This is a genomic window from Pedobacter sp. UYEF25, from assembly GCF_054061655.1.
Window position 1 is genome coordinate 41,688 of record NZ_JBSSEL010000012.1, and the last position, 16,645, is coordinate 58,332.

Below are 16,645 nucleotides of genomic sequence, written 5' to 3' on the forward strand. Positions count from 1 at the left end.
CTTAGAGTCGTTTATTATTGGAAAGTTTTATTAGTCTGAATGATTAAATTATTAAAGATTAGCCGCGAGAAGGTTGGCGGCTAGCCATTTCGGTGGTTGCCAATAGCGCGAAGGCCCGCGGCCTGGATGGTAAGGGCCGAATGAAATGAGGGTTAAGTTTTAAAACTTAACGAAGCCCCTGAACAGCCGGATACAGCCGCCCAAAAAGTTAAAAGTCTAACGCAGAAATCCTAGATGAGCAAGGAACAAAGAGCAAAGAAACCTTGGCTGACAACTGATGGCTGATTTCTGAAAACTGCTAGCTGCCAGCTGATTGCTATTCCTTGCTCAATGCGAATGTCTTCGACTTAGAAGTCCGCCGGCAGCTTCTTTAATGGTATTGGCAAAAACAAAAGCTTGTGGATCTACTTGATAGACTAGATTTTTTAGTCTGCGCATCTCTAGTCGTGTAATCACCGTAAAAATAATATCTACTTCAGCACTTACGTCAAATTGTCCAGGTAAAAACCCGCGTTCGCCTTTATAAACGGTAATGCCACGGCCAAGATGGTTTACGAGTTCAAATTTAATTTCCTCGCTTTTACCAGAAATTATAGTCACACCAGTATAAGCCTGAATGCCCTCTACCACATAATCTATGGTGCGCGTGGCGGCAAAATAGGTTAAAACAGAATAAAGTGCGGTCTCGATGCCGAATGAAAATGCCGCAATGCTAAAAATTAAGATATTTATAAAAAGAATAATTTCGGTAATGGTAAATGAAGTACGCTTTAGGGTGTAAAGTGCCAATACCTCTATGCCATCTAACGCCGCGCCGGTTCGCATAACAAGCCCGATACCCATGCCGAGAAATATACCGCCAAAAACCGCAATCAGTAATTTATCGGAGGTGAGCGCAAATTCTGGAATGACGAGAAGTACAATGCTCAAAAAAACAACACTGGTTAAAATGCGTATTGCAAATTTTTTGCTGACCGTAAAATAACTTAAGCAGATAAAAGGAAAATTTAGTATAATCAAAACAACAGAAAGATTGAAATGATAAAGTTCGTGCAGCAAAAGCGAAAGACCGGTTACTCCGCCATCGAAGAAATGGTTTGGGACTAGAAAACATTTTAATGCAAAAGCTGCGATCATTACACCTAATGCGTTTAAAACAATGTCTTGTATTAACTCTTTGGCTGATTCTTTATGTTTTGAGGGTGATTTTTTATTGAGTTCCAGTTTGATTTCAATTAAGTTTTTTTCTTTTTGTATTTCCAGATTGGCCCTTGCGGCAGCTGTAAAAAAGCGATGCGAAGCTAAAAAATCAGCTTGGCTGGTAAGCCATTCAAATCGGGTGTTGAGAATGCCATTCTTTTTAAATTCCTGAAATAACAAATCGGCTTTTGGCGCATAATCTATTGCGCCCAGATAATAAAGATCTGCATCACATAAAACTTTGCCTAGATTTGATTTGGGCGACTGCGGGATTTTAGTTGCCATTATCAAGTCGCAAACCTGAGTAATTTCTTCTTGAAGATAGCCAAAATTAGGCAAGTATTCCGTTGCTATTTCGCAGGAAATGGACTCATGATTTGCATTGTTTTGCAGAAATCCGCTATCGTGAAATAGGGCTGCAGTTTTGAGTATAACTAACTCTTCTCCAATAATTTTCTCGATCGTTGCGAGGTGTTCTACTGCTGCGATTACACGTAGAGTATGCTGGACGTTGTGGTACGATAAATGGATTGGAAGCTCTGTTTCCAATTTTTGTATCATGAACGCGTAAACGGGATCGAATTGCATTTAAAAAATTGCTAAGTTAATTTAGGACCTCAAACAGGACCATCTCCTGTGACTTATTTTTAAGCAACTTAATTCCGACAGATTTGCAACTAAAAGATTGCTTTACAGCATTATAACATTTTTCGGTAATCAGAATCTGGCTTCCTTCTGCAACACTTTGGAGGCGCTGTGCTGTGTTAACTGTATCGCCAATTACGGTATAATCTAATCTTTTTAAAGTTGCAGACCCAATATTACCCGAAATCATTTCTCCACTGTTAATTCCGATGGAAACCTTTGGGTTGAAACCGTGTTCTGCGGGCAAGCGATCTATTCTATTTTTAATAGAAAGACATGCATCAATTGCTCGATCTAGGTGGTATTCCCCCTTAAAAACTGCCATAATACAATCGCCGATAAATTTATCTATCGTTCCATTTTGAGCGATGATCTCTTTGACCATTAAATCAAAATACTGATTAAGCATTTTTACGACCGTATCTGGCGTCTGCGTCTCGCTTACCTTTGTAAATCCACACAAATCAATAAAGGCAACAGTTGCGGTTGCGGCTTCGTTTGCCGTCAAGGAGTTTTCATATTCTCTAGAAGCCATAAAGGCGAGCACATTTTGATCGACATACATTTTAAGAATGTTGTTCTCTTTTATCGCTTGAAGTGTTTCGCGCATTTGTTGCACATACTTAATTGTTTTTTGCATGGTTAGCTCCAAATCATCGAAATTTACAGGTTTGGTGACAAAATCAAATGCTCCGCGATTCATTGCCGTGCGAATGTTTTCCATATCGCCGTAGGCAGATACCATGACGGTTTTTAGCAAAGGTCTAGCTTCTGCTACGCGCGCCAGCAAGGTAAGTCCGTCCATTTCGGGCATATTGATGTCGCTCAATAGAATATCTATGTCTGGATTTTCCGCCAGTTTTTTAAGCGCATCGTTCCCATTTGTCGCAAATAAAAATTCGTATTCCTTTTCTCTGATTTTCTGTCGAAATTTTTGCCTAATTAACGACTCTAAATCCACTTCGTCGTCAGCTACCAATATTTTTGTCATCACAATCGTGTTTTGAGTTTCTCTTTTTTGATTATTAAAATCAACTTGTTTTTTTTAAAAAATCCTCGGCATCTCGTTTTATGGCTTGGTTGTAATTTTTGCAATCTCCCTTTACCGTAATCATCCTAACAAACCTGGTTTAGTTTTTTAAATTAACCAATAGTAGGTAAGGTAATTATAAAATTTGTTCCTATTTTATCTTTAGTTTCCACCTTTATTTTCCCGCCGTGGGCATGCACAATATCATAACTTAAACTTAATCCCAACCCTGTTCCTTTGCCTGTGGGTTTGGTGGTAAAAAAAGGCTGAAATATTTTCTCGACGATCCTTTCGGGAATCCCATTACCGTTATCGGCTACGCCAATGGTCACCTCCAACCTACCTGAAGGAAGTTTCACGGCCTTTGTACTGACGGAAACCATAGGTTGATAGTGATTATCTGTCTCAACATGCAGACGTTTTTCATTCACCGCATAAAAAGCATTCGTTAGTAAATTTAGTATTACCCTCCCTATATCTTGCGGAACAATGGATATTTTTCCGATGCTGTTGTCAAAATCTGTCTTAAGTTCTGCGTTAAAGGATTTGTCCTTTGCCCGCAAACCATGATAGCTTAACCTCAAATATTCATCACACAACGCGTTGATGTTCGTAGGCTCTTTTGCACCACTGCTGGTGCGCGAATGCTGTAACATCGCTCTCACAATGGCGTCGGCACGTTTACCGTGGTTATTTATTCTTTCTAAATTCTGTTTAATGTCTTTAGCAATGGCCTTTACTTCTACAGAATTCCCCTTATCTAGTTGACCAATCATCTCATCGATCAGCTCGTTGCTTAATTCGCTGAAGTTATTTACAAAGTTTAATGGGTTCTGGATTTCGTGGGCTATCCCGGCAGTGAGCTCGCCTAAACTAGCCATCTTTTCATTTTGAACAAGTTGCTTTTGCGTAGTCTTCAATTCGGCAAGGGTATTTTCAACTTCTATCTTTTGTGCTTCTATTATTCCCGTTTTTTCTTGCAATTGCCTGTACGTTTCTCCAAGTTTTTTCTTGTTGCGGTAAATTTGTATTATAATAATCAGTGCAGAAAATAGGCCCGCCAGTGCAGAGAATATCCACCAACGTTGTTGAGAAGTTTTACTTTTAAAAATTTCTTCTTTTTTTGCGATTTCATAATCTGCTTTTAGGTTTGCAGAGATTCTTTCATTAGAAATATTTACAAGGCTATCGGCAAATCTCTTATATCGCTTAAAGTAAAAAAGTGCATTTTTGTCATCGCCTATTTGCTCATATATGTCTGCTACAACAGCCATAGCATCTCTCTGCAACTGAACCTGCCCCATATTTTCTGCTCTTTTTATAGCATCAAGACCAAAATATAATGCACGCATATACTGCTTATTTTTATTATTTAATTTAGCTAAACCAATCTCTGCTTTAGCAATTGCACGCGCATTATCTGTTTTTTGTGCAGTCTTTAGGGCAGAATTAAAATAGGTCGCTGCAGACTGCAAACTATCTATCCTATAATAAGCATCTCCTAACGTATTAGAAATAGACGCCTTCATATCAGGCATATTTTTTTGAGCGGAAAGCGTATAAGCAATGGCCAGATTTTTAATCGCTTTCTGTATCTGACCCTGTTCTATATTTACTTCTCCAATATTGTTGTAAGACAAAACTATATTTTGAGTATCTGCAAGTTCTTTAGAAATTTTTAAAGTTTTTAAAAAAGCTGCCTCAGCATCGCTCATTTTACCTTGATAAAATTGTATCGTACCTATATTATTTAAAGTACTTCTAATTAAAAATTTATCTCCTCTTTTTTCTGCGAGATGTAAAGACTGATAAAATTTTTCTAAGGCAACCGTATAATTTCCTCGATTTAAATATATGATGGCAATATTTCCTAAAATATCTGGTTTCGCTTGCTCTAACCTATTACTTTCGGCTAACCCATATGCCTGTTGATATAAGTTGAATGCACGCTTGGAGTTTCCTTTAGTTAACCAAGCATTACCGAGCGCAGTAATGCTATTTACTTCGCCAAGTAAATAACCCGCCGCCCTACATTGTTGGGTAATGGGTGGCAAAAGTACGAGCGCAGAGTCTGGATATTGATCTGCATAAAAAAAGCCGAGGCTTATAACTCTGTTAAAATAGATCGTATCGGTTAAATAATTCTCTTTTGTTTTAAAGACGTTAATTTGTTTCTTGAGCTTTATTACAGAAAAGGCTTGAGCAGACGAGGTTACAGGTATTGTGAAGAAAAGAAAAGCTATTGTGTAGAATGTGGCTGCATTACAATAAGGCATTTGGCGGATAAAATTTTCTCTGAGGAGACCAATAACGTATTGCTTAGTGTGACTGTAGAAGAATTTTTTCTTGGTTTTCATTCACAATATTTCAGGGTAAAGGAAAGTAGTTGTAAAATTTATTGAATGTACAAATTTATCACACACAATTTTAAACTTTTTAGATGATTTTAGCTGAATGATGTGTAAATTCACTTAGCTAAATTTATCATCACCTAACCTAAACCAAAATCGAAAAAAATGAAAACAAACAGATCTTTTAAAATTGCGGCTATCTTTTTGATAGGCAGCAGCTTGATGTTGGGATGTACCTCGAAAGGAAAGAAGACAACGACCGTAGATACTACCATTACGACTACGAAAGTTAAGACAGATACATTGCCTCCTTTAGATAAGGATTCCGCCAGTACCACCCGTCCAGAAGTTATAAAAAATGGAAGCTCACCAAAGCCGGTTTCAAACTAAAATTTGGCGTTACAGCAATTTAAGGGCACATAAAATGATATGCGTTGCTATATTTTTATTTTGTGCCTTTGCTTTTTCCAATGCTAACGGCCAATCTTACTACTATTTTGTTAATGAAATACCTGTTGGCAATAGTACGATTATTTATAAAACCCTACTTACTCTAGAATTAGATGGCACAGCAAGCGCCAGAGTACAGTACAATGCGGGCAAAAAGCAACAATTGTACTTATATGAGCTGAATTTAATTGATTCTCTTAGCCAACCAGACCCGACAAACAGAAGGTTTTTAATGTGTAAAGCAGTGTCCATTCCGCTGCTAGCTAAGGATTCGACAAATTATTTTGAACCAAGATTTATTTTTGAAAAAACCAAAGATTCAAGCGGTACATTTTACGAACCTGCAGGCGTAGAAATTAAAAATAACGACGGAAAATGGATTGCTGTTATTACATCAGAAAACAAGGAAAAATCCTTCGAAGAACTTAAAAACGATGAGCCTTTCGTTAGCGCTTTCTATTTCGAATCAGATGCGGTTTATAAATATCTTTATAACGATAGAGTGCGCAGTACGATAGCGCCCCGCAAAGAAAAAATGTTTTTAATTGCCGTAGCCAACACCAACGACGAAACTGTTGGAAAAAGTGCTGCAGTCGATCTAAATAACGTTAATAAACTCTTCAACCAGATCGCTTCTAATTTAGGTATTATCAATGTTCTTTCTGTGAAAATTTACGGCAATGGTTATAGCAAATCTGCTGTAGAAGGTGCTTTAAGTAAACTTAAAGAACAAAATCCATCCCCGTCAGACATCATTATATTTTATTATAGCGGTCATGGATTTCGCGTTCCGGGCGATGTTAGTGCTTACGCAAATCTTTCTTTCCGAACAGCATCAGACAGGAAGAAGAATGAAGTTGGAGATTTCTTACCCTTAGAACAGATATACAACACACTAATGGCATTAAAACCACGCGTTTGCATGGTTTTTGGCGACTGTTGCAATGCAGATATTTATCAAAATCCAGTTTTCGGTTCGGATGTCATAACTCCAAAAGGGGGTGGCACACTGGGAACTTTTAATACTGAGACAGCTAAAAAACTGTTTCTTCCTACAGTTCCTATTTCGCTTTTGATTGGCAGTGTACAGAAAGGGCATCTCTCTGTCGGCAACCCAACAATTGGAGGTTATTTTACGTATTTTTTTACCGCAGAGCTACAGAAAAATTTATGGGGATATTACAGCACTAACCCATTTAATGTTTCATCCCAAAGTAACGGCGCTTGGTTGCAAATGTTGGTAGAAGCACGAAAAAACACGTATAGGAAGTCGATAACTAAGCAGTGCGGCGTTACAGAGAATGATCGATGCATACAAAATGCAGAAATTAAGATTACGCCATAGTTATTTTGGCAATGCCGGTATTCTTTTCTCCTCAACATCGTAGTTCACTCTACTTATTCCTTCTCCTTCTGCGTCTTCGTAAATGTTTATGAACGGATACTTTTGTATCATTTTTCTCCAATCTGGTGTGCTCCTTAAATTATTCCAAGCTTCATCGTTACGCAATACATAGTAGAGTTGAAATCCATTGTCAAAAAGATTATTGAGCGTTTTCAAAGCCATCACCTTTTTATTAGTAATCGCTTCTAATCGTGCCTTCGAGTAAGAAACCGAACGCCAAGTGTCGTCGTCTAGTCCTGTATTACCAGTGCCGACGTTGGCAAGCGTGAGCGCTTTTTTATAGGAACCCTGTAACATATTCAACGCAATGTTTAATAGAAGTTTTTTCTCAATTTCTAAAGAATCTCTTGTAGATGTTGTTTGCAAAAGCGCAGCGGAGACCGAATATTTTTTTTGCAGCATAGAATAACCCGCAAGCTCTAACTTTTGAGCAGTTTTTAGATGGCCCCTTTTTTGCAAAAAATTTAAGTTTGTTGCTAGCTCGGGTAATTGATCATCTATACGAAGTACATCAATAAGCTTATTTCTTAACTCTATATTTTGAGGGTTGCGACTCAAGGCGTAATTGTAATTTACAATTGCAGAATCGTTTCTTCCCATCCAACTTTGAACATCTGCCAAGTATTCTGTTAATATTGGATCGGCAAATCTATCACCAGAAAATTTTAGTGCTTGCTGTAAGAAATACTTGGCATATCTAACTGGATTGTATTGGGTATAATCAGGTTTTATTTCCTCAAATGTTCCGAGAAGAAAAACTTTTTTATGCTCAAAGCCTAATCCTCCTTTATCAGCTGAAATATATTCATCGATTGGGTCTACACTTTTTCTATATGGATAGAAATAATTTTCAGAATAATTATAAAAAGTATTTCTTTCTCCTGGATCTACTTGCTTATAAGTCATCCATAAACGTTTGTATAAAAAAAGTCCTGCGTTTTTATACCAGTAGCCATCGCGAGGAAATATTTTCACCATCCGATCATAAAATTGAAAGGTCTCGCGCTCTTGGTCTTCATTAATTTCTAGCCAATATGCATTCGTTCTAGCATCCACTTTAAACGAGAAAAATTTCTCCTGGTTTATTTTTCTTTGGCGTGCGAAACCCGCTGCCTGGTTCTGTGCAACTTGCGCCAATAAAACTTTCTCAGCCTGTAGATAATCCCCCTTTTTTTCTAAAATTTCTGCTGCCTTAAATGTGCCACCCATAAAAATGGGCGCGTTATATTTATATTCAAACCTATCTCTGTCTAGCTCATTATCATAAAGGTACTTTTCAAATTTAACACCAAATATATCTTCTTTTTTATTCGATTTAAAAAACCCAACCAAGGCGGCCTGATCATTTTGAAGCTTATTTTCTAAATCAATGATTGCTTTATATTCGCCCAAAACTGCGCTCGTATCACCATTTTTTTCGTACAAACTGGCTAACAAATAATGGTCTAGTGTTTGATTATAGTCTAGATAAAGAAATGTTTGAACCAAGCATGACGAATCTACTTTTTGGGTCAGCTCATCATTTTCTTGGAACAGGTATTTTTTATTGACAAGAGGCGTTTTACCTAGTCTCTTTTGCAACGAATCTGTAAATGACTTTTTTAAATACGCTTTTAAGGTAGGTTTATCTCGGTAGGCAATAATGGCTCGTTTTAAATAAAATTCTGCTTTATTATAATTGCCATCTTTATAAAATGCATTGCCGAGGTAATGCGCAGCCAATACCACGTCCGCCTGCTGCTCAATAATTTTTTCAAGTTTAAGTTTTCCTATTTTTTTTAGGGAATCTGCGGCAGAATTAATTTCAGACAATCCTGCAAGTAATTCCTTATATTTTGCATGACCATTAAGTAAATTATCATATTTTTCATTACACACGTTTACAAAATATTCGCCGTCAGTAACATCAGGATAACCGCCAAGTTCTATTCCGAATCTAAAAACAGATTCATTTACTGCAAACTGCTCATTGCGCCTATTTGCTTCGTATAAAAAAGAATCGGCTTTTGCATATTCGCCAGTGCGGATGTATAACTTACCTAAATTTTGGTATGGCAAGTAATGCACTTTATTCTCCTTGATGGCCCGTAGATAACGTGATTGAGCTCCCAACAAATCACCTGCTTTTTCCATAGCTATGGCCGCGTTTGTATTCACAAAAGAAAGATCTTTCTGTAATGAATCTGCAATGTAAGCAGCAGCAAGTGCGGCAGGCAAATGATTGGTAGCCAAATTTACCCGTATTTTATTGCTGTATGGAATTGCCCACGTAGGTGCTAAAAGTGTGGCATAATTAAAATGGTAAAGCGCAGAATCATATAGCTTCTTTTGAAAAAGGATATTGCCCATTTCGTTATGAATGTATGCCGAATAAGGTTCTAAGACAATTGCTTCGTTGATTTTTTTTGAAGCCACAGTTAGTAAACTATCTGCTTTCGAAGCATGCGTCGTAATATCTAATCTGTCTATAAGTGCGCCAAGATAAGCTTCGTTTACCTTTAAAATACCTTTTAGATAATCGTTATCTGGAGCCAGCATTATCGCAAGTTTTACTAGCGGTAAAAAATCTCGATAGTTGCGTTTCCCAGTTGAGTAATACTGCCTTTTTTCCAACTCAGCCAAGTCGCCTTTTAGATAGGCGTTTATCATTTCTTGGGTTTTGTCTTGTATCGACTGTACAAACCTTTCCGAGAATCGCTGTCTGCTATATCCGTTTTCCTCTAATTGATTTGAGAGGATATTTAAGTTTTTTAAGGTGTCGGGGGATATCCAAACTATAGTAGAATAATACTTTTTGGAATAAGCATAAGAGTTTTTCAGTTGCTGTATTTTTGCTTGAAAAGAGAAATCCGATTCTCCTGTAATTCTCTTATAGCTCGATATAAACTTTCTTTCTGTCGAGTCTCGTTTTATGGAGTCTGCGAAATGGGCATCTAAAGGCTTTTTAAAGAATTTGATATAATCTTCCAACATTTTTTTGGGCACAGAATCTCGGGAGTAGGATTGATAACTGTTAAAGTTTAAAGCAGATTCAAAAGCCGGCTTTGAGACGATGGAAAAGAAATAATCCATAGGCTGTGGACCAACAGACTTTAAAGACTGTAATCCCGACAGTAAGGTTGCGGTTGACGTTGAGGTCGAGCCCGCGGTTGGAGTCGAGGGATATACGTTAGCTAAGGCAAACAGCGGACTTCCATCAGATACAGGATACTGGACATGCTTGGTTTGTTCTAACTGTTTATCTGCTGCAAAGCTCGAATCTAAAAAAAGCTGTAAGCCTCCTAGCTTTACTAAGTCGTTTGTTACTGCTGCACCCTGTAAACCTTTTATGAGATAGTAGGAAAAAACACCTCGGCCGCCGCCCCACTCTTTTCCCTCTGCTGCTTCTTCATCTTCTCTACAAGATGCCATACGAACTTGATTGTTTAACACGAGCATAAGGTTAGCAGCCGTGAGCTGTTTGCCCTTATAGAAATCGCCCGCCATTTTACCAGAGTGGCAAGCATCTGTAATCAATACAATTTTAGCTTTATTTTTAGTAGTCAATTCATTTGCCGTGTTATTTAAATCGCTTACGCTAATCGCATTGTTTAAATAGTTGTTTGGTGGCGAATTCCATGCGAGCAAATATCCCTGGCTATCATTTTTTGTAGTTTCAACATCGCCATGGCCAGAAAAATAAATATAAACCCTGTCGTTCTCCTTTGCGATGTGCTTCGCCCAATCTAAGGCTTGATAAAAGGCAGAAAGGGTAGCCTTTTCATTTGTTAATAATTTAATATGCGATTGTGCAACACTACCGCCGCTTTTCGTTTGCAACCATTCTGCAAATAGAGCAGCATCTTTATCGGCAAAATTTAGTTGCGGAATTGCTGCATCTTGATAACCGGAAATTCCGACCACAATTGCGTAGGTATTCTTTGCCATAGTTTGAGCATTGACCGAAAAGCAGCACCCAGAACAAAACACTATGTAAAAAATCGTTTTAATCGTTCGCCATTTCATTTTTAAATTTTATGTATTTCTGCAGGATTAGTCGAAATTGAATCGATAAAAATCACTGAAATTGCAGTTGATTGCATTAGCTATTTTAAAAATATCTATAGCTCTCACACATCTCTTTAAGTGCCCTGATTTTACATTTGGTATTTTACGCGTTTTTAAACACAGCAAAAAACCATTTCGGCCTCAGTCAAAAAACTTTAAATAAGCATAACAAATTTAAGACTAATAATTGATATCCAAACACTTATGACATACACTTTTCTTTTATACAAGCAATAGAAACCCTGCGAGAAAGTCCCATTATCCATATAAACCTTAGTTATTCTTATCGTCCATTATTTTTCCTCCGATGCCAAATTCAAAATTTTAATGAGATTAAGTATTGATGACCTAAAACTGCTATACTCCACCTCGCATATGTTTACTTATTTTGGGAACTCGCTAGCGCTCCCGATTGCAGTGGTATCTTTCACCAGCGTTTTCAGCTGAGGAAAGATAAAACGGAAAGCGGGTAAAAGCGCCCAAGAAAAAACAATGAGCAATGGATTTTAGTTCGTAGCGACAATTAACCTCGCACTGATCCTGCTTTCGTTTAATTCTAGAAAACGCATTGTTTTTTATAAACGATTTATTTTCATCACTGTAAAGGCCTCTTTTTTACTAAAGTGATTTTATAACCTTTTGATAGCTGCTTCTAAGAAAATAATTAGATCCTTGAATCGGAAATATATTTTCGCTTATGTCGGTTTAGAAATAAAGGCCAATCCTATTGTCGATGGAAGATCAATGAAACTAAAATGGCAATGTAGATTGATGAAAGAGACTTATTAGACGAAAATTTCCGAGGCAAAAATATGCAAAACTAAATGCACTGTACGTATCACTTCAAATTGATACTTAGAACAAACCGCTCCTAAAATTGTAGTATGTTACGATCAAAAAAAACAATAATGAAAAAAACTGTAGCAGAATACATCATCCATAAGCTTAAGGAAATAGGCGTTAAAAGAATTTGGGCCGTTACCGGCGATGCCTTGAATGCCTTTGCCGATGCCGTAGAAAAAGACGATGACATAGAGTGGATTGCGGTAAGACACGAAGAAAATGCTGCATTTGCGTGTTATGGCTCCGCTCAATTGACGGAAGACATTGGAGTTTGTGCCGGTACAGTTGGGCCAGGCGCACTGCATTTAATCAATGGTTTGTATAATGCCAAAAAAGCTAGAGTGCCAGTATTGGCAATAACCGGACAGGTGCCAAGCATAGAAATTGGATCGGGTTATTTTCAAGAAGTTGATTTGAAAAAAACCTTTGATGATGTGTGTGGATTTCAAGCCATTATTAGAACTGCAGACCAAGTTCCGCGTCTATTTAATAAAGCCATACAAATTGCACTTTGGGAAAGAACAGTTGTAAGGTTAGAGATTCCGCATGATGTCACGACCCAAAAAATCGATGATATGTATCTGGATCACCCAATAATCCTATCAAAATCAAAATTAATTTGTACCGACGAGGATATTCTAAATGCTGCCAATATTATTAACCAATATAAAAAAGTTGCCATTTTAGGCGGTTGTGGTGCAAGAGATGCGAAAGAAGCAGTTGTTGCGCTATCCAAAAAGGTCAAAGCGCCGATTGTACATACGTTGAAAGGAGCAGATATTTTTAGCGAAGACTTGGATAATGTGGTTGGAATAACTGGTTTAATAGGCAGTCAGCCTGGTTATAGCGCCGTAATGCATTGCGATGTTTTATTGATGATTGGAACAGATTTTCCCTATACCAACTTTTTACCTCATGATAAAAAAATCATCCAGATCGACATTAGGCCTGAGAATTTAGGAAACAGAGCGCCGATTAATTATGGAATTATCGGAGATGCAAAAGACACGGTTATCCGTTTAATCAATGCAGTTGAGATGAAAAGCAATGATAGCTTTTTAGAAGACCATAAAAAAGCACATAAAAAATGGCGCAAGCAAATGGACGAAGAAAGCGCGTTAGATAAAGATGGAACACCATTATTACCAAGTTTATTTGCCACAGAATTAAATAAGCAAGCTTCAGCAGATGCTGTTTTCGCATTGGAAACCGGCGAATCTGCAGTTTGGGGCGCTCGATATATGGTCTACAAAGATCAACGGAGAATACTTGGTTCCTTTAATCATGGTTCTATGGCCGTTGGTTTACCTGCCTGTTTGGGTGCGCAAGCGGCCTATCCCGGAAGGCAAATTTGGGGTTTGCTTGGCGATGGCGCTTTCGTAATGTCTATGCAGGATTTGATTACAGCGGTGCGCTATAAATATCCTATCAAACTGATTATTTTTAACAATCAAGAGTTGGGATTTGTGAAAATGGAAATGGAAGAAGCCGGCTTTGCAAGGAGCAACGAAGCGTTGAGATTACAAAATCCAGATTTCGTTGCCTACGCAAAATCGTGTGGCGCCGACGGAATAAAAGTCGAAAAAGCAGCGGATATTCCAGCCGCAATAGCAAAAGCAATTGCATCGCCTTTACCATTTATTATTGATGCAGTAGTTACCGCGGGCGTATTAACGTTGCCACCAAAAATCACGTTGGAAGAAGCTTATGGCTTTAGTAAGTCTAAAGTTAAAGAAGCGTTACTTTCCATAAAAGGCGACCAAAGTCAATGGGAAAATATCAAATCGGAAATAGGCGCTTATTGGAATAAAATTTAAAACAGCAAGCTTCTCAAATTAAATACTTCAAAAATACAAAGCCATCTCTTTAAAAATGAGATGGCTTTGTATGTTAATATTGTAAGTGGAGAAACGAGTTATTTTAAAAAAAATTAGGTTGTCGGTCTACTCATAATTGTTTAGTGCAGATTTTTTCCCGCGATTATCTTTGCTCCAAACGGTAGCCATTCGGCTGATATAAAGGTGACAACATTTTACTCGAACTCGCAAAATAAAAAGAAGGTCAATAAATTTTAACTTAAAAAAAAGGGAGACAGAACCTCCGTTCTATCTCCCTACCTTAAACTAAACATTACCTAAAAAATGTTTTATCTTTATGTTTTATGACAATTTTTTTCCTGGCATTAAGAACAAGTTTGCAATTGCAAGAACTGCAGCTTTGGTTAATGGTTCATCAAAACACTCTACAGCAGCAGCTTTAGTAACAGCAGTACCATTGATACCCACTATATTAATACCTGCTTGAACTGTTAAATCCTCACCTGCATAAACAGCATCTACTTGAGGAACTCCAGAATCATTCGCTTGACCATTTGCGCCTAAGCTGACATATGGCTTATATACTGGCGAACCTCCTGAAAGTGCGGTACGCATTCCACGAATATGCGCAGCGTGACGCGCTTCTACCGAGTGAATTTGTAAAGCGATGGTTAATTCTGGTTTCTGCACTAAGAACCCTGCTTGACCTTTATAAGCTCTTACACCAGTATCTTCGAAGCCTTGCGCAACGGCTAAAAACGTTCCATAGTCGCTAAATACAGTTGGAAAAGTTCCACCTGCGGTAAAATCAGTGTCCGCATAAGGAATTGGCGCAATGGCTGAAGCACCTAAAGCGCCTTTTAATAAATTTACGTGAGCCAATTCATGATTACGTATTAAAGTAATTGCTGCTAGCGGTGCCCCAGATGGAATTGGTGTTGGTACTGGAGCGTTCAAAGCATGGTTGTAAAAATTGTATTCTAGATACTCTAACGCCAATGCAAAATTTAATACATCTGTTACAGAACTTGGTGTAGTTTGTCCGTAAGCTTTTGTAAACATAGAACCTAATGCCATCGGAGCAACAGCCAAAGCCACTTTTTTACCGATGCCATAAAATTCTTTCATGGCATTGCGTCTCGGGTTCAACCTTTCGTAGATTTCTCCGTCAACTTTTTCTATTTCGTCTAATATATTTAAGATATTCATGTTTTCTCAGTTTTAGGGATTATAAATTTTTAACAGTGATTTTTGTTTTGATGTATTTACCAGCAGCAGCCAATACTACATCAGGCGCAAGGGCCATATCTAATGCAGTCGCATCATTAACCTGTGGCGCAGTAGCAAAACTACCTGGAGAAACTAAGTCGCGAATGTATGCAGCGTGACGAGCCTCAACGGATACAATTTTACCAGCAAGCAATAAATAAGTAGTACTTGCAATACGAATACCAGCACCGTTATAAGCGCCAACTCCCAAATCTTCAAAAGCCATAGCTGCTCCCAACACACTTGATCTATCTGAAAAATTAATGCTAGAGAAATCAACTTCTAAACTTCCTATAGCAGCTGTACCCAACGCGTTTTTGAAGAATTCTCTGTGAGCCAACTCATGGAACTGAATGTCCTGAAAATAAGCTTTCTCTACTGAAGAAAATCCTGATGGTGGTGCAGATGCTACCTTTACATAAAACGCGGCCTCTAATTGCTCTAATGCATAAGCATAATTCAATACACCGAAATCATCCTTAAAATCTAAGGTTGCGCCTGTAGAAATTGGTGAAAAAGCACGGTCTTTTCTACATCCTGCAGCTACTAATGCAATTCCTGCTGCGCTAGCTCCTGCAAACTGAAGAAATGATCTTCTGCCTAGGGCTGCTTTCATTAAGCTACTATCTAGTAACTCATTTTCTTTTTCTAGTTCTTTAACTTTCATAATACTTTAAGTTTTTATTAAGGTTTTTTTGATTCGTTTGCAGTTATATACGGGACAAAGGACCTTGCAGTTTTTACATTTTTGGTTTTTTTTTATAAACCCTTTTTAATACATTCACAGACACATAAACTATGAGGTCTTTAAAAACCATTATTGTCGATGACGAAGAGTTCGCGCGGTCATCTCTATTTTTTCTTTTACAGCAGAATTGCCCGCAACTAGAAATTGTGGGTATTGCCAAATCTGTAGCCGAAGCACAAGAGTTACTGGAGCACAACCATGTCGATGTTATATTTTTAGACATTGCTATGCCAGGCGGCAATGGATTTGAACTTATACCGGCCGCAACAAAGCAACAGGCTGCCGTTATTTTTACCACAGCATATGATCAGTATGCGATAAAAGCAATAAAAGCAAACGCACTAGATTATTTATTAAAGCCGATTGATATTGATGAGCTTAAAGAAGCAGTTGATAAGGTAGATGACTATTTAGCGCGGATGTCAATGCACGCCGAGCAAGATGATAGAATGACTAATTTGAGCATTGCACTTGCAAAAGAAACCGAGATTAGTAAAATTACGCTGCCGTTTGGTCAGGGATTTAAAATGATAGATGTAGACGAGGTCGTTTATATAGAAGCGGACAGCAACTATTCTGTTGTACATTTAATTAGCAATGATAAAATTACTGTCTCAAAAGTATTGAGAGAATTTGAAGAACTATTGCCATCTGCACAATTTTTAAGAGTACATAAATCTACCTTGGTCAACCTAGATTATCTGGCAGAATACAATAACAAAAACGGTTTACAAATTTTACTAAAAAACGGCGTTTCATTAAACGTTTCTAGACGAAGGGCAACAGAGTTTTTCGAAAAGATAAGATCATTTAAAAAAACATGACCTGCTATATAAATTT

Annotated in this window: 10 protein-coding genes; 4 read left to right on the forward strand and 6 right to left on the reverse strand. The window is 37.7% G+C overall.

What is annotated here, in order from left to right:
• Nucleotides 1–327: 327 nt before the first annotated feature.
• The 3 genes from ACVWYG_RS12200 to ACVWYG_RS12210 all read right to left on the reverse strand — a co-directional run bounded on the left by ACVWYG_RS12200 (nucleotide 328) and on the right by ACVWYG_RS12210 (nucleotide 5,232).
• On the reverse strand, nucleotides 328–1,788 hold the full coding sequence (locus ACVWYG_RS12200) for a YitT family protein (RefSeq protein ID WP_457270504.1): 1,461 nt from the start codon (nucleotides 1,786–1,788) through the stop codon (nucleotides 328–330).
• A gap of 16 nt (nucleotides 1,789–1,804) precedes the next feature.
• Nucleotides 1,805–2,836, reverse strand: a complete 1,032-nt coding sequence (locus ACVWYG_RS12205) for an adenylate/guanylate cyclase domain-containing protein (RefSeq protein ID WP_457270505.1) — start codon at nucleotides 2,834–2,836, stop codon at nucleotides 1,805–1,807.
• A 152-nt stretch (nucleotides 2,837–2,988) separates the two neighbouring features.
• On the reverse strand, nucleotides 2,989–5,232 hold the full coding sequence (locus ACVWYG_RS12210) for a tetratricopeptide repeat-containing sensor histidine kinase (RefSeq protein WP_457270506.1): 2,244 nt from the start codon (nucleotides 5,230–5,232) through the stop codon (nucleotides 2,989–2,991).
• Nucleotides 5,233–5,391: 159 nt separating this feature from the next.
• On the opposite strand from ACVWYG_RS12210, the gene ACVWYG_RS12215 reads away from it, so the two are divergent.
• A complete protein-coding gene (locus ACVWYG_RS12215) occupies nucleotides 5,392–5,616 on the forward strand; it encodes a hypothetical protein (RefSeq protein ID WP_457270507.1) in 225 nt (74 codons plus the stop codon).
• A 34-nt stretch (nucleotides 5,617–5,650) separates the two neighbouring features.
• Nucleotides 5,651–7,021, forward strand: a complete 1,371-nt coding sequence (locus tag ACVWYG_RS12220; protein WP_457270508.1) for a caspase family protein — start codon at nucleotides 5,651–5,653, stop codon at nucleotides 7,019–7,021.
• Here ACVWYG_RS12220 and ACVWYG_RS12225 read toward each other — a convergent pair whose 3' ends face one another.
• Nucleotides 7,022–11,008, reverse strand: coding sequence for a hypothetical protein (locus tag ACVWYG_RS12225; RefSeq protein ID WP_457270509.1), 3,987 nt, complete (start codon nucleotides 11,006–11,008; stop codon nucleotides 7,022–7,024). It abuts the gene before it with no gap.
• A 1,028-nt stretch (nucleotides 11,009–12,036) separates the two neighbouring features.
• Between ACVWYG_RS12225 and ACVWYG_RS12230 the strand changes: the two genes are divergently transcribed.
• Nucleotides 12,037–13,788 carry a thiamine pyrophosphate-dependent enzyme gene (locus ACVWYG_RS12230; RefSeq protein ID WP_457270510.1) on the forward strand — a complete coding sequence of 584 codons (1,752 nt, stop codon included), beginning with the start codon at nucleotides 12,037–12,039 and terminating at the stop codon, nucleotides 13,786–13,788.
• A gap of 342 nt (nucleotides 13,789–14,130) precedes the next feature.
• Here the strand turns inward: ACVWYG_RS12230 and ACVWYG_RS12235 are convergent, their stop codons facing one another.
• Entirely contained in the window at nucleotides 14,131–14,997 is an 867-nt protein-coding gene (locus tag ACVWYG_RS12235; protein WP_457270511.1) for a ferritin-like domain-containing protein, read from the reverse strand.
• A 19-nt stretch (nucleotides 14,998–15,016) separates the two neighbouring features.
• Nucleotides 15,017–15,724 (reverse strand): ferritin-like domain-containing protein, encoded by a 708-nt coding sequence (locus ACVWYG_RS12240; RefSeq protein ID WP_457270512.1) that lies wholly within the window; start codon nucleotides 15,722–15,724, stop codon nucleotides 15,017–15,019.
• A 131-nt stretch (nucleotides 15,725–15,855) separates the two neighbouring features.
• Between ACVWYG_RS12240 and ACVWYG_RS12245 the strand changes: the two genes are divergently transcribed.
• On the forward strand, nucleotides 15,856–16,629 hold the full coding sequence (locus tag ACVWYG_RS12245) for a LytR/AlgR family response regulator transcription factor (protein WP_457270513.1): 774 nt from the start codon (nucleotides 15,856–15,858) through the stop codon (nucleotides 16,627–16,629).
• Nucleotides 16,630–16,645: the final 16 nt, after the last annotated feature.